The following is a 16,306-nucleotide window of genomic DNA, read 5'->3' as shown; positions in this document are numbered from 1 at the left end:
TGCGAACCTTACGTTCGGGCAGCGGCCCTGCGGAGGCGTTCGGCGGCGGCGCCTACGGCCCGGATCACCTCGGGTGGATCGAGCACCTCGAATTCGCAGCCCGGCATGGCCAGGTACAGCGCCATCCGCTCCGGGTCGTCGGCACCGGTGGTCACGATGCAGGCGTCCGGGCCGTCGGGCTCGATCTGCACCGAGGTGGCCGAAAAGGTCTGGGCGACAACGTCCTGGGTGGCGTGGTAGCGCACCCGCGCGACGTATCGGTACGGCGACGAGCTGATCGCTCGGCGCACGTAGTCGGCGGCATCGGGTGCGTCGCGGGGCACGAAGGTACTGCCCAGCGCGCGGACGTCGGACATCCGGTCCAATCGCAGGCTGCGCCAGTCCGCCCGGTCCCGGTCGTAGGCCAGCAGATACCAACGCCGGCCGGTGGTCACCAGCTGGTAGGGCTCCAGGCGGCGCTGGGTGGCGTTGCCCCGGATGTCGACGTAGCCGCAGCTGATGTGTTCGTGGTCGCGGCTCGCGCGGGCCAGGGTCATCAGGATGTCCGGGTCGACCACGTCCTCGGTGGCCGAGGTGAGCGTGACGGTGGTGTCGTGCACGGCCGCCACCTGCGATCGCAACCGGGCGGGCATCACCTGGTCGAGTTTGGACAGCGCGCGCAGGGCCGACTCGCCGACACCGGCGACGCTGCCCCCGGCCGCCAGCCGCAGGCAGACGGCCATCGCGACGGCCTCGTCCGGGTCGAGCAGCAGCGGCGGCAGGGCGGCGCCGGCGCCCAGTTGATAGCCGCCACCGTGCCCCTTGCTGGCGTGCACGGGATAGCCGAGGTCACGCAGCCGCTCGATATCGCGGCGCACGCTGCGGGCGGTGACCTCCAGCCGTTCGGCCAGTTCGTCGGAGGTCCACACCCGGCGCGATTGCAGCAGACCGAGCAGCTGCAGGACCCTGGCGGTACTCATGTCACCATTCTGATTCATTCATAGGACCGAAACTGTCCTATAAGCCTGTCAAGGTGGTCCCATGGACACCGAACTGCTGGCCGACCAGCTGGATTTCCACTGGACGCATCAGCTGCGCCCACGCCTGCACGGCCTGACCGACGACGAGTACTTCTGGGAGCCGGTCCCGGGCTGCTGGACGGTGCACCCCCGGGCAACCGGGACGGTCGTCGATTTCGCCTATCCGCCACCGCGGCCGGAACCGTTCACCACCATCGCGTGGCGGCTCGCGCACGTCATCGTCGGGGTGCTGGCCATGCGCAACCACTCCCATTTCGGCGGGCCGCCCGCGGACTATGAGTCCTGGCCCTACGCGACGTCGGCGGCCGGTGCGCTGGACCAGCTCGACGACGCCTATGCACGCTGGATCGCGGGAGTGCGCGGGCTCACCGAGGCCGGCCTGGCCCGACCCTGCGGACCTGCCGAGGGCGCCTATGCCGACCATTCGATGGCCGTGCTGGTACTGCACATCAACCGCGAGATGATCCACCACGGAGCCGAAATCGCTTGCATCCGTGATCTTTACATCCACACCAACAAGAAGGAGAGCTAGACATGCCCGGAATGCCCGATCCCGCCGCCGGCGAGCGCCAGACCCTGATCAACTTCTTGGCCTTCCAGCAGAACGCGTTCCTCGGGGTGTCCTACGGCCTCACCGACGAGCAGGCCCGGACCACGCCGACGGTCAGTGCGCTGTCCATCGGCGGGCTGATCAAGCACGTCACCTTCTGTCAGAAGGGCTGGACCGAACGCGCCGAGCACGCACCGGCCATGCCCGCGCCGGATGCCCGGCCGATGGACGAACTGATGGCCGAGTACGAGGACCAGTACGTGATGCGCGAGGACGAGACGCTGGCCGGGCTCATCGAGGACTTGGTGGCGCAGAACGCCGAGACCTTACGGGTGTTCGGCGAAGCCGACCTGGACGCGCCGGTGCCGGTGCCCCACGACGTGCCATGGTTCCCCCAAGACATCGACCACTGGTCGGTGCGGTGGGTGCTGCTGCACTTGGTCGAGGAGCTGTCCCGGCACGCCGGGCATGCCGACATCGTCCGCGAGAGCGTGGACGGGGCCACCATGTACGAGTTGCTCGCCGCCGCCGAGGAGTGGCCGGAGACGGACTGGCTCAAGCGCTGGCGCCCGGCCGCGGTGTAGGTCGAGAACGACGAAATGGCGGTAGCGGGCGCCTCTCGCACCGCCATTTCGTCGATCTCGGCCCGAAACCCACCGCAGGTTTTGGTGCTACCGGCGGTTTTGAGACACTGCAGGCATGAGCACTCAAGCCAAGCACCGCGAGGTCGCCAGGCTCGATCGGGTGCCGCTGCCCGTCGAAGCCGCCCGGATCGGCGCTACCGGCTGGCAGGTCACCCGGGCCGGCGCCCGCGTCGTCAGCAACATCCTGGGCAAAGGCAGCCTGCAGCAGAAGATCATCAAGCAGGTTCCCCAGGCCTTCGCCGACCTGGGCCCCACCTACGTCAAGTTCGGCCAGATCATCGCGTCCAGCCCGGGCGCCTTCGGCGAGCCGCTGTCGCGGGAATTCCGCGGATTGCTCGACCGGGTGCCGCCCGCCGACCCCGACGCCGTGCACAAGCTCTTCAAGGAGGAACTCGGCGACGAACCGCAGAACCTGTTCAAATCGTTCGACGAGACCCCGTTCGCGTCGGCGTCCATCGCCCAGGTGCACTACGCCACCCTGCACACCGGCGAAGAGGTGGTGGTCAAGATCCAGCGGCCCGGCATCCGCCGCCGGGTGGCCGCCGACCTACAGATCCTCAAACGTGGGGCGCAGATCGTCGAGCTGGCCAAGTTGGGCCGGCGGCTGTCGGCCCAGGACGTGGTCGCCGACTTCTCCGACAACCTGGCCGAGGAACTCGACTTCCGCCTGGAAGCGCAATCCATGGACGCCTGGGTGGCGCACATGCACGCCTCCCCGCTGGGCGAGAACATCCGGGTGGCGCAGGTGTACTGGGATCTGACCAGCGAGCGCGTGCTCACCATGGAACGCATCCAGGGCACCCGCATCGACGACGTCGCCAGCATCCGCAAGAAGGGCTTCGACGGCGAGGCGTTGGTGAAGGCCCTGCTGTTCAGCGTGTTCGAGGGCGGCCTGCGGCACGGCCTGTTCCACGGTGACCTGCACGCCGGCAACCTCTACGTCGACGACGACGGCAAGATCGTCTTCTTCGACTTCGGGATCATGGGCCGTATCGACCCGCGCACCCGCTGGCTGCTGCGCGAGCTGGTCTATGCGCTGCTGGTGAAGAAGGACCATGCCGCGGCGGGCAAGATCGTGGTGCTGATGGGTGCGGTGGGCACCGTCAAGCCGGAGGCGCAGGCGGCCAAGGACCTGGAACGCTTCGCCACGCCGCTGACGATGTCCTCACTCGGCGAGATGAGTTACGCCGAGATCGGCAAGCAGCTCTCGACCCTGGCCGACGTCTACGATGTGAAGCTGCCGCGCGAGCTGGTGCTGATCGGCAAGCAGTTCCTCTACGTCGAGCGCTATATGAAACTGCTGGCACCGAGATGGCAGATGATGAGCGACCCACAGTTCACCGGGTACTTCGCCAATTTCATGGTGGAGATCAGCCGTGAGCACAAACAAGCCGAAGAAGAAGGCAGCGCATGACCGTCCGTACCGGTACCGCCACCCACGGTGACATCGAGATCGCCTACGAGGACTTCGGCAGTCCCGACGACCCGGCCGTCCTGCTGGTCATGGGTCTGGGCGCGCAACTGTTGTTGTGGCGCAAGGGCTTCGTCGAGAAACTGGTCGACCAGGGGTTGCGCGTCATCCGCTTCGACAACCGCGATATCGGGCTGTCCACCAAGCTGCCCCACGCCCGCAGCGGCGCCGCGCTGCCGACCCGGATGGCCCGGTCCTTCCTCGGGTTGAAGAGCCCGGCCGGCTACACCCTGGAGGACATGGCCGACGACGCGGCCGCGCTGCTGGACCACCTCGGTATCGACCGGGCGCATATCGTCGGCGCGTCGATGGGCGGCATGATCGCCCAGGTCTTCGCCGCCCGGCACGCCCACCGCACCCACAGCCTGGGCGTCATCTTCTCCAGCAACAACCAGGCGCTGCTGCCCCCGCCCGGCCCCAAACAACTGCTGGCCATCCTGCAGAAGCCCAAGGAGGCCACCCGGGAGGCCATCATCGAGAACTCGGTGCGGGTGCTGAGCACCATCGGCAGCCCTGGATTCCCCACGCCACCGGAACGGGCCCGCGCCGACGCCATCGAGAGCTACGAGCGCTCGTACTACCCGGCCGGGGTGGGCAGGCAGTTCGCGGCCATCATGGGCAGCGGCAGCCTGCGGCACTACAACCGGCAGATCACCGTGCCGACCGTGGTGATCCACGGCAAGGCGGACAAGCTGATGCGCCCGTCCGGAGGCCGGGCGATCGCCCGCGCCATCCCGGGCGCCCGGCTGGTGCTGATCGACGGAATGGCCCATGACCTGCCCGAAGCACTGTGGGATGACATCATCGGCGAGCTGAAGTCCAACTTCGCGAACTGATTTTCGGCCCATCTGTCGGATTGGGCGGGCGCCGTTCGTCGGACAGGTAGAGAGTGGGATACCAGGTCCCGCCCCTACCGAAAGAGGCGTCATGTACTACTTCGCACTGCTGTTGACCCCCGAGCGTGCACTGACCCCCGCCGAGGGCGCCGCCGAGATGGCCGCCTACCAGTCGTTCCACGCCAAGGCCGGGTCGGCCATCCGCGCCGGCGACGCGCTCTGCGCGGCCAAGGACGGCAAACTGATCACCGGCTGGCCCGGTAATCCGGTGGTGACCGACGGCCCGTTCGCCGAAGGGGCCGAGGTGGCCGGCGGCTACTACGTGCTGGAGGCCGACAACCTCGACGACGCGCTGGCCCTGGCCCGCGACATCCCGGCCGCACAGTACGGCGCCGTCGAAGTCTGGCCGATGGTGCACTGGGGTGCCCCCACCGAGCCCGTCGGCGCGGCGTGGCTGGGCCTGCTGCTGGAGGCGCCCGAGGATGTCAACGTCCCCGGCTCCCCCGAGTTCGAGGCCAGGGTGGCCCTGCACCAGGAAGCCGGCGCATCGATCGGCGATCACGTGCTGGGCGGTGCGCCGCTGCATCCGCCCGCCACGGCGACGACGGTGCGGGTGCGCGACGGGCAGGTGCTGCTGACCGACGGCCCGTATGCCGAGGGCGCCGAGGTGGCCAACGGCTTCTACCTGATCCGCGCCGCCGACCAGGACGAGGCGGTCAAGGTCGCCTCGATGATCCCTGCCGGTTCGGTGCTGCTGCGGCAGCTGGCCGGAATCGCCGGCCTGTAACAGCTCGCACCGAATGACCATCCTGGACGGCGTCTTCCGTCGTGAGTGGGGGCCTGCGGTGGCCGCGCTCGCCCGCTGGTGCGGCGACCTCACCGTCGCCGAGGACGCCGTCCAGGAGGCCTTCACCGAGGCGCTGCGCAGCTGGGGCGACCAGCCGCCGGCCAACCCCGGCGGCTGGTTGGTGACCGTCGCGCGCAACCGGGCGCTGGATCGGCTGCGACGCGAAACATCGCGCCCCGGAAAGGAACTCGCCGCGATGCCGATCCCCACCGATGACCGGCCGGTGCACCCGGTGCGCGATGACGAGCTCCGGATGATGTTCACCTGCGCGCACCCCGCGCTGGACGCGTCCTCGCAGTTGGCCCTCACGCTGCGGCTGATCTCGGGGCTGACGGTGCCCGAGATCGCCCGCGCGCTGATGCAGTCCGAAGCCGCCGTCGGACAACGGATCACCAGGGCCAAGGCCAAGATCCGGCATGCCAACATCCCGTTGCGGGTTCCCCCGGCCGAGCTGCTGGGCGAGCGTACCCCGCACGTGCTGGCCTGTGTCTACTCGGTATTCACCGAGGGCTACTGGTCGACGGGCGGGCCGTCGGCGATCCGCGACGACCTATGCGACGAGGGGGTGCGGCTGGCCGGTGAACTGTGTGAGCTGATGCCGACGGTCCGCGACACCCACGCCCTGGCCGCGCTGACCCTGCTGCACGATTCGCGGCGCAGCACCCGGGTGGACGCCGACGGCGTGCTGACTCCCCTCGATGAGCAGGACCGGTGCCGTTGGGATCGGGGCCGGATCGCGCGCGGGCTGGACCAGCTGCGGCTGGCCGCCGGGGCGGCGGGACCGTATCTGCCGCAGGCGGTGATCGCGGCGGCGCACGCCACGGCGCCGGACTGGGAGTCCACCGATTGGGCGGTGATCTGCACGGCCTACGATCGGCTCATTGCGATCACAGATTCCCCGATGGCCCGGGCCAACCGGGCGCTGGCGGTGGGTCTGCGCTCCGGCTTCGACGCCGGGCTGGCCGCGCTCGACGAGATCGCCGACGATCCCCGGCTGACACGCTCCAGCGTGGTCGCCTCGATCCGGGCCGACCTGCTGCGCCGCGCCGGACGACAGCCCGAGGCCGCACACTGGTATCGAATTGCCTTGGATCGCAATGCCTCCGAACCGGCACGGGAGTTCCTGCGCCGGCGGCTCGGGGAGTGCGAGGGTTGATGTGGGTGGTCGGGGTCGCGCTGCTGACAATCGCCACCGCCGCGCTGGCCGCCCGATTCCTGCCCGCCACCCGTCGCAGCGTCCTGCTGGCGGCGGCGCTGTCGCCGTATCTGATGCTGGGCGCCCCGGTGGCGGTCGCTGTGTTCGCGGTATCCGGCTGCGGGACGGCGGCCACCATCGCGGCAGTGGTCACCGTCGCCGCGCTGGCGACCCAGCTACCGTCCTTCGTCGGCCGTCGGGCGCCGCAGGGCCCCACGCTGCGCTTCGTCACCGCCAATCTGCGCTACGGCCAAGCGGATCCGACGGCCGTGGCCGAGCTGGCCCAGCGGCACGCGGACGTGCTGGCCGTGCAGGAGCTGACCCCCGAGTTGGCCGACGCGCTGTCTGCGCTGCTCAAGGCGGACTTCCCGTTCGCCATGCTGCAACCCGGTGACCGCGCGTCCGGAGTGGGATTGTGGAGCCGTCATCCGATGATTGCCACCGGCAGCGACGGGCGTTTCCAGCGCGGGTTCATCACCGCCCGGATCCGCGTGCCCGGTATGCCGGTGCCGACGACGGTGGTCTGCACCCATCTGTCTCCGCCGCGGTCGGCATTCGGGCACTGGCGCGCCGATATCGAGCGGCTGGGGCCCGCACTGAAACGCGTCCACGCCGAGGGTCCGGTGGTCGTGGGATGTGACCTCAACGCCACATCCGATGTGCGGGACTTCCGAGCCCTCCTGCGTGACGGCTACGCCGACGGTGCCGCCCAGGCCGGGGCCGGCTTCCTGCGCACCCACCCCGATGACCTACCGATCCCGCGGGTCGTCGCGGTCGACCATGTGCTGACCAGGGACGCCACCGCCACCGCCGTGCGCGCTGTGCGGGTGCCGGGCTCGGATCACCGCGCGCTGGTAGCCCAGGTGGTGCTGGGGAGAGCCTGAAATGCCGAATGGCCAGTCATTGCACGGGTTTTCGATCAACCCGCGCAACGACTGGCCACTCGGACCGAGTCTTGCTCCCCCGGCCTACTCCTCCGGCCACATGGTCGGATCCGGCCTACGGCCTACTCCTCCGGCCACATGGTCGGATCCGGCCTACGGCCTACTCCTCCGTGAAATTCCGGGTGACCGTCGGGTCCACCGGGATGCCCGGACCGGTCGTCGTGGACACGGTGACCTTCTTCAGGTACCGGCCCTTCGACGACGACGGCTTGGCACGCAGCACCTCGTCGAGGGCGGCACCGTAGTTCTCGGCCAGCTTGGCCTCGTCGAACGACGCCTTGCCGATCACGAAGTGCAGGTTGGCCTGCTTGTCGACGCGGAAGTTGATCTTGCCGCCCTTGATGTCCTGCACGGCCTTGGCGACGTCAGCGGTCACGGTGCCGGTCTTGGGGTTGGGCATCAGACCGCGGGGGCCCAGCACGCGGGCGATGCGGCCAACCTTGGCCATCTGGTCGGGCGTGGCGATCGCGGCGTCGAAATCCAGGAAACCACCCTGGATCTTCTCGATCAGGTCGTCGCTGCCAACCACGTCGGCGCCGGCGGCCAGCGCCTGCTCGGCCTTCTCGCCCACGGCGAACACCGCGACACGGGCCGTCTTACCGGTGCCGTGCGGCAGGTTCACGGTGCCGCGGACCATCTGGTCGGCCTTGCGGGGATCGACGCCCAGGCGGATGGCCACCTCGACGGTCGCATCCTGCTTCTTCGACGAGGTCTCCTTGGCCAGCCGGGCGGCCTGCAGCGGGGTGTAGAGGTTGGTGCGATCCACCTTCTCGGCGGCTTCGCGATATGCCTTGCTGTTCTTGCTCATTGTGTCTCCTGTTCAAGAGGTGTGGTTGGCGAGCCGAAGCGGGCTCTCCCACGCGTTCTGGTCTATTCGACCGTGATACCCATGGAGCGGGCGGTGCCGGCGATGATCTTCGCCGCGGCGTCGATGTCGTTGGCGTTGAGATCTTCCTTCTTGGTCTCGGCGATCTCGCGCACCTGATCCCAGCTGACCTTGGCGACCTTGGTCTTGTGCGGCTCGCCGGAACCCTTCTGCACACCGGCGGCCTTGAGCAGCAGCTTGGCGGCGGGCGGGGTCTTCAGGGCGAAGGTGAAGCTGCGGTCCTCGTAGACGGTGATCTCCACGGGGATGACGTTGCCGCGCTGCGACTCGGTCGCGGCGTTGTACGCCTTGCAGAACTCCATGATGTTGACGCCGTGCTGACCAAGCGCGGGACCGACCGGCGGGGCGGGGTTGGCCTGCCCGGCCTGGATCTGGAGCTTGATGAGCCCGGCGACCTTTTTCTTCGGGGCCATTGTTGTTCGTTCCTTTTCTTCTCTTCTTCGAGTCTTAGATCTTGGCGACCTGGTTGAAGGTCAGTTCCACAGGCGTCTCGCGGCCGAAGATGGACACCAGCACCTTGAGCTTCTGCTGCTCGGCGTTGACCTCGCTGATCGAGGCGGGCAGCGTGGCGAACGGGCCGTCCATGACGGTGACCGACTCGCCGACCTCGAAATCGACCAGGATCTCGGGGCGCTCCAGGGTCGCCTCGGAAGACGCGGCCGCGGCGGCCGTCGAGGCGGCCTTGCCTGCGGCCTTCTTCGCCGCGCCCTGGGGCAGCAGGAACTTGACCACGTCGTCCAGGCTCAGCGGCGACGGGCGCGAGGTGGCACCGACGAAGCCGGTCACGCCGGGCGTGTTGCGCACGGCACCCCACGACTCGTCGTTGAGATCCATCCGCACCAGGATGTAACCGGGCAGCACCTTGCGATTGACCTGCTTGCGCTGGCCGTTCTTGATCTCGGTGACCTCTTCGGTGGGCACCTCGACCTGGAAGATGTAGTCGCCGACGTCCAGGTTCTGCACGCGGGTCTCGAGGTTGGCCTTCACCTTGTTCTCGTAGCCGGCGTAGCTGTGGATGACATACCAATCGCCGGGCTTGAGACGCAGTTCCTTCTTGAGCGCGGTCGCCGGATCGACGTCTTCCTCGGGGGCTTCAGGTGCCTCGGCGGCCTCCTCCGAGGCCTCCGCAGCATCAGAGGTCTCGGGAGCCGCTGAAGCCTCGGTGGCTTCCGCCTCGCCTGCCTCCAGGGTCTCGTCGAGCACGTCGACGGCATCACCCGAAGGCGTCTCGGCGTCGAGCTGTTCGTCGCCGTCGAAGCTAGTCACGGTTGTCAGTCCTCTCTCAATTCTTCCGGTCAGCCGAACACGATCGACACGAGCTTGGCCAGCCCGAGGTCGACCCCACCGATCAGCGCGACCATGAACGCCAGGAACACCAGGACCACCGTGGTGTAGCTGACCATCTGCTTGCGGTTCGGCCAGATGACCTTGCGCAGCTCCGCGACGACCTGCTTGAGGTAGTTCCACACGAAGGCGAACGGGTTCACCCGGTTGGTGTCACTCTTCCTGGACTTGCCAGCCTTGGCGTTCTTGGCGCGCTTACCGCTCGTGGCGGCCGGCTCGTCGGCGTCGCCGTCAGAGGCTTCGGTGTCGGTCTCGGACGGCTCCGCATCCTCGACCGGGGCCGTCGCCGCGCGCCGGGACCGCTTTCCGGTCGGGCGCACCGGACGGGTCACGACGGCCGTCTGACCGGCCGCGTCCTCGATGCCCGCATCCTCGGTGCCCTCGGAGCCGGCACTGTCGCGCTCGTCGCTCACCGCATGCCTTTCATCTGGTTCGGGTGGTCACCTTCCAGTGTCCACACTCGTCGAGTATTCAGTTGAGCAGGGGCGACAGGACTTGAACCTGCAACCTGCGGTTTTGGAGACCGCTGCTCTGCCAGTTGAGCTACGCCCCTTCGTTGCGGCCCTCACACAATTCGCGCGCTCCCCGACCGGCCGATTTCCGAACCGACGGACAGCGCGCTGATGTGGGAAAACCCCGAGGACCGAGTGTACATCGGCCCAAGTGTTAGTTACTAATCCCCTGCGACCGCCGTACGCCGCACCTGTCCGGATTCCCGGTCGTACTGCACCGACACCGAGTTGTCACCCTCGTGACCCATCAGCGTGGTGAACGCCTCCATGACCACGAAGGCATCGTCGGCGTCGTCGTCGCGAAGGATGTTGCGGGTCACGACGATATCGGCGCCGAAGCGCTCGTCGACCGACATGATCTCCAGTTCCGCGTGCAGTCGATCGCCCACCTTGATCGGCCGGTGGTACACGAACCGCTGATCGACCTGGATGATCTGCATGGTTTCCATGCCGACGTCGATATTGCGGAAGAAATCCTGCTGCACCAGATTCGCCAAGATCGACACGAAGGTCGGGCCGGCGACGATCGCGTCGTGACCGAGTTCGGCGGCGGCCTCCTCGTACAACGAGGCGGGGTGCTCGGATTTGACCGACTTGGCGAACAGCTTCACCTGCTCACGACCGACGACGAAGACCTCGGGGTACTTGTAGACCATCCCGAGCAGATCGGGGCGCAATGCCATGGGTTAGGCCAACTTCGCGACGGCGATGGCGCGGCCGAAGATCTTCTTGCCGCCGGTGGTGGCCGACAGCGCGATGGTGACCGACTTGTCCTCCGGCTCCACCGACTTCACCCGGCCGTTGAAGACGATCTCGGCTCCGACGCCGTCGTTCGGGACGGGCACCACCGCGGTGAAGCGGACGTTGTACTCGGTCACGGCCGCCGGGTCGCCCACCCAGTCGGTGACGTAGCCGCCGCCGAGGCCCATCGTCAGCATGCCGTGCGCAATGGCGGTGTCCAGGCCGACCTGCTTGGCGATGTCGTCGTCCCAGTGGATGGGGTTGAGGTCCCCGGACACGCCGGCGTAGTTGACCAGATCCTGCCGGGTCAGCGGGATGACCTTCTCCGGCAGGATGTCGCCGACGCTGACCGAACTGAACTCACGCAGAGCCATCAGTAAAACCCTCTTCCCCGTCGCCGGCACGGCCCGCCAGGGTCGTGTAGGCCTCCTGGACAACCTCACCCTTGTCGTTGGTGACGATGTTCTTGGTGACGATGATGTCGGTGCCGTGTGCCTGCCGCACCGAATCCACGTAGACGTCGCAGTACAGCCTGTCGCCCACCCGGATGGGTCGTTCGAACTTGAAGGCCTGATCCACCTGGACGATCTGGGCGTCGTGAATCCCGATATTGGCGTGCTCGAAAAATGCATACTGCGCCGTGTAGCCGAAAATGCTGATGAAGGTCAGCGGCGCCGGCAGGGTCTGGTGACCCAGCTCGGCGGCGACAGCTTCATCCTGGAAGTACGCCGCGTCGTTCTTCACCGCAAGCGCGTACTCGCGCACCTTCTCGCGTCCCACCTCATACGCATCGGGATAGCGGTAATGCATCCCGACGATATTCGATGACAGAGCCACGGCGAAGGATCAGCGGGACTCTTTGTGCGGCTGGTGGTGACCACAGTTCGGGCAGAACTTCTTGATCTCCAGCCGGTCCGGGTCGTTACGCCGGTTCTTCTTGGTGATGTAGTTGCGGTGCTTGCACACCTCGCAGGCCAAAGTGATCTTCGGCCGTACGTCGGTACTCGACGCCACGTCAGTTGCCTCTCGTTGTTGCCTGTAGCGGTGGGGAGGCTCGATCTCCCGACCTCACGATTATGAGTCGTGCGCTCTAACCAGCTGAGCTACACCGCCCCGATTAGACGAAGGCGGCGATCCGCCTGGCGTCCACCGAGCCCCCTAACGGAATCGAACCGTTGACCTTTTCCTTACCATGGAAACGCTCTGCCGACTGAGCTAAGGGGGCGTGCACTGCTTGCGGCCCGTGGGCCTTAAAGAGGGTACATTCTCGCTGATTCAGTCGCCAAAACGGCAGCGTAATCGGCTTCCGCCGGCCCGTGAAGACCCCTTGCGGCCGGGTTCCGCCCGGCTGCAACACCGAGACTGAAGCCAGGGACTCCGCGCGCCGGGTTTTTGGTACCTGGCCTCAGTCTCGGCGGCCGGAGCCGTCACCGCAGGCGTCTCCCCGTCCCCCGGCCCGCGCCCTACGCTGTGCCCATGCCTGAAGACCGCCTGTACTTCCGCCAGTTGCTGTCCGGCCGCGATTTCGCCGCCGGCGACATGATCGCCGAGCAGATGCGCAACTTCGCCTACCTGATCGGCGACCGCGAGACGGGCGACGCGGTGGTGGTGGATCCGGCGTACGCGGCCGGTGATCTGGTGGACGCACTGGAAGCCGACGGGATGCACCTGTCGGGCGTGCTGGTGTCGCATCACCATCCCGACCACGTCGGCGGATCGATGATGGGCTTCGAGTTGAAGGGACTGGCCGAACTACTGGAGCGGGTCAGCGTGCCGGTTCACGTCAATGCCCATGAGACCGAATGGGTTTCGCGGGTCACGGGTATCGCGCCGAGCGAACTGACCGGACACCGGCACGGGGACAAGGTGGCCATCGGCGATATCGAGATCGAATTGCTGCACACCCCCGGCCACACTCCCGGCAGCCAGTGCTTCCTGCTCGACGGGCGGCTGGTCGCCGGTGACACGCTGTTCCTGGAGGGGTGCGGCCGGACCGATTTTCCCGGCGGCGACGTCGACGACATGTTCCGCAGCCTGCAGGCGCTGGCGGCGTTGTCCGGGGACCCGACGGTGTTTCCCGGCCACTGGTACTCCAGCGATCCGAGCGCTCCGCTGTCGGCGGTCAAGCGTTCCAACTACGTCTACCGGGCGCGCGACCTGGACCAGTGGCGCCTGCTGATGGGCGGCTGACCTGGCCGACGCGGCCGGACAAAGCCGCGCGGCGTTATCCGGGCTCGGCTATTGTGCGGGGTCACAGCGCCCCTTGCGGCGCGTGATGGGGAGGAAGCCCTGCGATGACGACACCGCCGACCCCCGCCGGCTGGTACCCCGACCCCGACGGAACGGGTGGTCAACGGTATTGGGATGGCACGGCGTGGACCGAGCACCAGGCGCCCGCGCAGCAGCCACCGGCGCCGGCACCGGAACCGGCGCCACCGGCCCAGGAGCCGTCGTCGTCGTGGCCGTCGGAGCTGCCGCCGTGGCCGACGGATATGGAAATGCCGTCGTGGGACGAGGCCGCCAGCGAGCAGCCGACCTCCGTCGTCCAGGTTCCGCAGGCCGACCCGGCACCCGAACCGGCCGAGCCGACAGCTGCCACCGAGCAGGAGACCGTCGAAGTACCGCGGCCCGAACCGGCCACGACCGTCGTCCCCACCTATACCCCTGCCCCGCCCTATACCCCGCCGCCGGCCGACCCGACCGCCGGCAACGGCACGTTGCTCAAGGGCTACCTCGCTGCGGTGGGAGTGCTGCTCGTCGCCCTGGTCGCGGTCCTGGTGTTCGCGTTCGTGATCCACAAGCCGGAATCCAGCCAGCTGAGCCTGCCCGGTACCGCGTCGAGCGAGCCGTCCAGCACCGAGTCCACCACGGCGTCGAGCCCATCGGAGACCGCGACACCGGCGGAAACCGCCGCACCGGTCGCCGGTCAGGCGGTCGACGGTGACGTCACCTTCACCACCAACGGCATCGACATCGGGCCCACGGTGGTCGCCCCGGACAACGATCAGCTGACCAAGACGGCGACGGGTGAGTTCGTCGTCGTGCATCTGACGCTGACCAACAACGGTCAGACGCCCGCCGCGTTCGTGGCCGACCAGCAGGTCCTCACCGCCGGCGGCCAGACCTACACCCCGGAAACCGAGGCCACCTTCTATCTCGGTGGCACCTCGACGGTGGTGTACCCGGGTGAGCCCGCGGACGTCTCCATCGCCTTCGATGTCCCGCCCGGGACCGTGCCGGAATCACTGCAGGTGCACGGCGACCTGTCCAGCGCCGGCGCCGTTCTGCCGTTGAGTTAGCCACACTTCGACACCCGCAACGCAGATCGGGTAGGGAAATGTCCGTCAAACAACGGACAGACGACTGATTCCGTTGCACGGTAGCCTTGCCGGGCCGGATTTCGTCGAGCAAGGGGCGGTTTTCGGTGGATTCGCGGACCGGCACCCAGCCGGCCGCGTTGGCAGAAATTGATCGGTAGTTTCGCTTGTGGCGGATCCGTCGGGGGTTGCTGTGACGAACATCGTGCTGTGTTTCGACGAAGGGCGGCCCTCCCTCGTCACCACGCTGTCCGCTCTGCTCGACGACACGCAGTCGATCTGGTGTCACGACGTCCCGAGGCGCCGGCGGGCGGCATCCGACGAGGCCAGGATCGCTATCACCGAGGGGTACCGGCATCTGGTGCGGGCATGGCAGCCGGGCGATGAGATCTTCGTGTTCGGAGCCGGCCGCGGCGCGGCATGTGCCCAGGCATTGAGCCGGCTACTCGGCACGATCGGCGTGCTCGACGGCGAATTGATCGACTACATGCTGGCCACCTATGCCGTACCGCGCACGCCGCGCAGCGGCGATGACTGGCGCTCCATCGCGGCCGTCGCTGCCGGGTTGACCGCGCAGTCCGATATCGCGGTGCCCGTTCGCTTCCTCGGCTTATGGGACGCCACCAGAACGCGCGGCACCGCCGGACCCGTGGAGGTGGTCGAGGGCAGGCATGCGATCGCCATCGACGGCGGGCCCCTGCTGCAACGAGTGCAGGGTGTCGAGGAGGTCTGGTTCCGCGGCACACACCGCGGCATCCTGACCGACGCGCTCACGCTGGACTGGATGCTCGACGGCGCCACCCGCGCCGGGCTGCGGATCGGCACCGATCCCGTGCATTCGCCGGGCACTCGGCACGATTCGCGCGCCCGCGGAGTGCGCCGGCTACCGGACGCCGCGGCCGTGCACGCCAGCGTCGAACAGCATGTGCGAACGCACCCGGCGTACTGGCGCCGACTGCCCGCCGAAGTGGTGTGGACCGACATCGAGTGGCTGGACCGGACCGAGCGATTGGTCCAGGGCGTACCGCGGCAGCCCATTGCCACTCAGGCCCTGGCGGCCGCCAGCTAGCAATGCCGAAGGTCGCTGTTTACGCGACACTTGGCTAAGCGCTACTGTCCAGAGCGCAATCGGACGAACTGATGAGGGCGCTGTGGAGTGGTTTCGCGATCGATGGACCGATCTGGCCGGCCTGGGCTCTGCAGCCTGGTTAACCATCGCGGCGTGGACGGGGCTACTCCTCGCGATCCTCGCCCTGGTCTTCGTGGCACGTGTGGTCAAACGAAATCGGCAGCTCAAGAGGGATGAATTGCGTCCCCACGTGGTGATGTACATGGAGCCCAGTGCCACCGACTGGCATGTCATCGAGTTGGTGGTGCGTAACTTCGGCAAGTCCGCCGCGCACGATATCGAGTTCGACTTCCCCACCCCGCTGACGGTGGGCCACTACGAGGACGCCTACGACGACGGGCCGCCGGACATCACCGAACTCCGGCTCCCCAGCGAACTCAAACAGCTGGCCCCCGGGCAGGAGTGGCGAACCGTCTGGGATTCGGCGATCAGCCGGGAACAACTCGGCGGCGAGATCCGGTCGCGTTTCGACGGCACTCTGACCTACCGCGACCGCGCCTCGGGTGAGAAGGGCAAGCCGCAGCACTACACGTCGGCGGTGCAGCTCGACTGGGAGAGCCTGCCACCGGCCCAACGCCTCGACCTGATGCTCAACCACGATCTGGCCAAACGGGAGAAGCAGAAGCTGGAACTGCTGCGCAGCCTGCTCACCTACTTCCACTACGCATCCAAGGAGACCCGCCCCGAGGTGTTCCGGGCCGAGATCGACCGGATGAACCGCGCGGTGCGGGAAACCCAGGACCGTTGGCGGACCCGCCAGGTCGACCAGACCACCGAGCTCGACTTCCCGTGGATCGACGACAAGCGGACCGGCGGCAGACATCACTCGAGCCCCGCCATCGGAATTCGCAACCACGCTCCGTAACATCCG

20 protein-coding genes and 3 tRNA genes are annotated in these 16,306 nt (G+C 67.6%); 11 read left to right on the top strand and 12 right to left on the bottom strand.

Annotation, left to right across the window (positions count from 1 at the left end):
* Positions 1-8: 8 nt before the first annotated feature.
* The gene (locus AWB94_RS24025) at positions 9-959 is read right to left on the bottom strand and encodes a helix-turn-helix transcriptional regulator (protein WP_062658161.1); all 951 of its coding nucleotides are present in this window, start codon (positions 957-959) and stop codon (positions 9-11) included.
* A gap of 61 nt (positions 960-1,020) precedes the next feature.
* On the opposite strand from AWB94_RS24025, the gene AWB94_RS24020 reads away from it, so the two are divergent.
* The 7 genes from AWB94_RS24020 to AWB94_RS23990 all read left to right on the top strand — a co-directional run bounded on the left by AWB94_RS24020 (position 1,021) and on the right by AWB94_RS23990 (position 7,446).
* Complete coding sequence (locus AWB94_RS24020; RefSeq protein ID WP_062658114.1) at positions 1,021-1,551, top strand: DinB family protein; 531 nt, start codon at positions 1,021-1,023, stop codon at positions 1,549-1,551.
* A gap of 2 nt (positions 1,552-1,553) precedes the next feature.
* Positions 1,554-2,153 carry a DinB family protein gene (locus AWB94_RS24015; protein ID WP_062658115.1) on the top strand — a complete coding sequence of 200 codons (600 nt, stop codon included), beginning with the start codon at positions 1,554-1,556 and terminating at the stop codon, positions 2,151-2,153.
* A gap of 115 nt (positions 2,154-2,268) precedes the next feature.
* The gene (locus tag AWB94_RS24010) at positions 2,269-3,627 is read left to right on the top strand and encodes an ABC1 kinase family protein (RefSeq protein ID WP_062658116.1); all 1,359 of its coding nucleotides are present in this window, start codon (positions 2,269-2,271) and stop codon (positions 3,625-3,627) included.
* Positions 3,624-4,520, top strand: coding sequence for an alpha/beta fold hydrolase (locus AWB94_RS24005; RefSeq protein ID WP_062658117.1), 897 nt, complete (start codon positions 3,624-3,626; stop codon positions 4,518-4,520). Before AWB94_RS24010 ends, AWB94_RS24005 begins: the two co-directional genes overlap by 4 nt.
* A 91-nt stretch (positions 4,521-4,611) precedes the next feature.
* A complete protein-coding gene (locus tag AWB94_RS24000; RefSeq protein WP_062658118.1) occupies positions 4,612-5,307 on the top strand; it encodes a YciI family protein in 696 nt (231 codons plus the stop codon).
* A gap of 13 nt (positions 5,308-5,320) precedes the next feature.
* On the top strand, positions 5,321-6,523 hold the full coding sequence (locus tag AWB94_RS23995; RefSeq protein ID WP_062658119.1) for an RNA polymerase sigma factor: 1,203 nt from the start codon (positions 5,321-5,323) through the stop codon (positions 6,521-6,523).
* Positions 6,523-7,446: an endonuclease/exonuclease/phosphatase family protein gene (locus AWB94_RS23990; protein ID WP_062658120.1), complete on the top strand. Its 924-nt coding sequence runs from the start codon at positions 6,523-6,525 to the stop codon at positions 7,444-7,446. The genes AWB94_RS23995 and AWB94_RS23990 overlap by 1 nt, the downstream gene beginning before the upstream one ends.
* A 160-nt stretch (positions 7,447-7,606) precedes the next feature.
* On the opposite strand, the gene rplA is transcribed toward AWB94_RS23990, so the two are convergent.
* The 11 genes from rplA to AWB94_RS23935 form a co-directional block, all read right to left on the bottom strand.
* Complete coding sequence (rplA, locus tag AWB94_RS23985; protein WP_062658121.1) at positions 7,607-8,314, bottom strand: 50S ribosomal protein L1; 708 nt, start codon at positions 8,312-8,314, stop codon at positions 7,607-7,609.
* 62 nt (positions 8,315-8,376) lie between these two features.
* A complete protein-coding gene (gene rplK / locus AWB94_RS23980) occupies positions 8,377-8,805 on the bottom strand; it encodes a 50S ribosomal protein L11 (RefSeq protein ID WP_024454133.1) in 429 nt (142 codons plus the stop codon).
* 34 nt (positions 8,806-8,839) lie between these two features.
* A complete protein-coding gene (gene nusG, locus AWB94_RS23975) occupies positions 8,840-9,658 on the bottom strand; it encodes a transcription termination/antitermination protein NusG (protein ID WP_062658122.1) in 819 nt (272 codons plus the stop codon).
* 29 nt (positions 9,659-9,687) lie between these two features.
* Positions 9,688-10,149, bottom strand: a complete 462-nt coding sequence (gene secE / locus AWB94_RS23970; protein ID WP_062658123.1) for a preprotein translocase subunit SecE — start codon at positions 10,147-10,149, stop codon at positions 9,688-9,690.
* Between the two features lie 67 nt (positions 10,150-10,216).
* A tRNA-Trp gene (locus tag AWB94_RS23965) sits at positions 10,217-10,289 on the bottom strand.
* A gap of 120 nt (positions 10,290-10,409) precedes the next feature.
* Positions 10,410-10,931, bottom strand: a complete 522-nt coding sequence (gene hadC / locus AWB94_RS23960) for a (3R)-hydroxyacyl-ACP dehydratase subunit HadC (RefSeq protein WP_062658124.1) — start codon at positions 10,929-10,931, stop codon at positions 10,410-10,412.
* Positions 10,932-10,934: 3 nt separating this feature from the next.
* Entirely contained in the window at positions 10,935-11,363 is a 429-nt protein-coding gene (gene hadB / locus AWB94_RS23955) for a (3R)-hydroxyacyl-ACP dehydratase subunit HadB (protein WP_062658125.1), read from the bottom strand.
* Entirely contained in the window at positions 11,350-11,826 is a 477-nt protein-coding gene (hadA, locus tag AWB94_RS23950) for a (3R)-hydroxyacyl-ACP dehydratase subunit HadA (protein ID WP_062658126.1), read from the bottom strand. Before hadA ends, hadB begins: the two co-directional genes overlap by 14 nt.
* Positions 11,827-11,835: 9 nt before the next feature.
* Complete coding sequence (gene rpmG / locus AWB94_RS23945; protein WP_023985310.1) at positions 11,836-12,003, bottom strand: 50S ribosomal protein L33; 168 nt, start codon at positions 12,001-12,003, stop codon at positions 11,836-11,838.
* A gap of 25 nt (positions 12,004-12,028) precedes the next feature.
* Positions 12,029-12,102, bottom strand: a tRNA-Met gene (locus AWB94_RS23940).
* A 39-nt stretch (positions 12,103-12,141) separates the two neighbouring features.
* Positions 12,142-12,214, bottom strand: a tRNA-Thr gene (locus AWB94_RS23935).
* Between the two features lie 251 nt (positions 12,215-12,465).
* Between AWB94_RS23935 and AWB94_RS23930 the strand changes: the two genes are divergently transcribed.
* The 4 genes from AWB94_RS23930 (at position 12,466) to AWB94_RS23915 (ending at position 16,300) form a co-directional block, all read left to right on the top strand.
* Complete coding sequence (locus AWB94_RS23930; RefSeq protein WP_062658127.1) at positions 12,466-13,179, top strand: MBL fold metallo-hydrolase; 714 nt, start codon at positions 12,466-12,468, stop codon at positions 13,177-13,179.
* A gap of 104 nt (positions 13,180-13,283) precedes the next feature.
* A complete protein-coding gene (locus tag AWB94_RS23925) occupies positions 13,284-14,288 on the top strand; it encodes a DUF4352 domain-containing protein (RefSeq protein ID WP_062658128.1) in 1,005 nt (334 codons plus the stop codon).
* Between the two features lie 211 nt (positions 14,289-14,499).
* A complete protein-coding gene (locus AWB94_RS23920) occupies positions 14,500-15,375 on the top strand; it encodes a phospholipase effector Tle1 domain-containing protein (protein WP_062658129.1) in 876 nt (291 codons plus the stop codon).
* A gap of 82 nt (positions 15,376-15,457) precedes the next feature.
* Entirely contained in the window at positions 15,458-16,300 is an 843-nt protein-coding gene (locus AWB94_RS23915) for a DUF8453 domain-containing protein (protein WP_062658130.1), read from the top strand.
* The last annotated feature ends 6 nt before the right edge of the window (positions 16,301-16,306 follow it).

Origin of the sequence: Mycolicibacterium canariasense (genome assembly GCF_002101555.1) — a bacterium.
In the GTDB taxonomy this organism is placed as follows: Bacteria; Actinomycetota; Actinomycetes; order Mycobacteriales; family Mycobacteriaceae; genus Mycobacterium; species Mycobacterium canariasense.
Note: the sequence above shows the minus strand (reverse complement) of the source record. Positions and strands in the feature narration are given on the sequence as shown.

Bases quoted from the DNA above. Each gene is read 5' to 3' on its own strand.
- AWB94_RS23930 (WP_062658127.1), top strand. From the start codon at position 12,466: ATGCCTGAAGACCGCCTGTACTTCCGCCAGTTGCTGTCCGGCCGCGAT.
- hadC (WP_062658124.1), bottom strand. From the start codon at position 10,931: ATGGCATTGCGCCCCGATCTGCTCGGGATGGTCTACAAGTACCCCGAG.
- AWB94_RS24015 (WP_062658115.1), top strand. From the start codon at position 1,554: ATGCCCGGAATGCCCGATCCCGCCGCCGGCGAGCGCCAGACCCTGATC.
- AWB94_RS23990 (WP_062658120.1), top strand. From the start codon at position 6,523: ATGTGGGTGGTCGGGGTCGCGCTGCTGACAATCGCCACCGCCGCGCTG.
- AWB94_RS24020 (WP_062658114.1), top strand. From the start codon at position 1,021: ATGGACACCGAACTGCTGGCCGACCAGCTGGATTTCCACTGGACGCAT.
- AWB94_RS24005 (WP_062658117.1), top strand. From the start codon at position 3,624: ATGACCGTCCGTACCGGTACCGCCACCCACGGTGACATCGAGATCGCC.
- AWB94_RS23925 (WP_062658128.1), top strand. From the start codon at position 13,284: ATGACGACACCGCCGACCCCCGCCGGCTGGTACCCCGACCCCGACGGA.
- hadB (WP_062658125.1), bottom strand. From the start codon at position 11,363: ATGGCTCTGCGTGAGTTCAGTTCGGTCAGCGTCGGCGACATCCTGCCG.
- AWB94_RS24010 (WP_062658116.1), top strand. From the start codon at position 2,269: ATGAGCACTCAAGCCAAGCACCGCGAGGTCGCCAGGCTCGATCGGGTG.
- AWB94_RS24000 (WP_062658118.1), top strand. From the start codon at position 4,612: ATGTACTACTTCGCACTGCTGTTGACCCCCGAGCGTGCACTGACCCCC.
- rplA (WP_062658121.1), bottom strand. From the start codon at position 8,314: ATGAGCAAGAACAGCAAGGCATATCGCGAAGCCGCCGAGAAGGTGGAT.
- rplK (WP_024454133.1), bottom strand. From the start codon at position 8,805: ATGGCCCCGAAGAAAAAGGTCGCCGGGCTCATCAAGCTCCAGATCCAG.
- AWB94_RS23995 (WP_062658119.1), top strand. From the start codon at position 5,321: ATGACCATCCTGGACGGCGTCTTCCGTCGTGAGTGGGGGCCTGCGGTG.
- AWB94_RS24025 (WP_062658161.1), bottom strand. From the start codon at position 959: ATGAGTACCGCCAGGGTCCTGCAGCTGCTCGGTCTGCTGCAATCGCGC.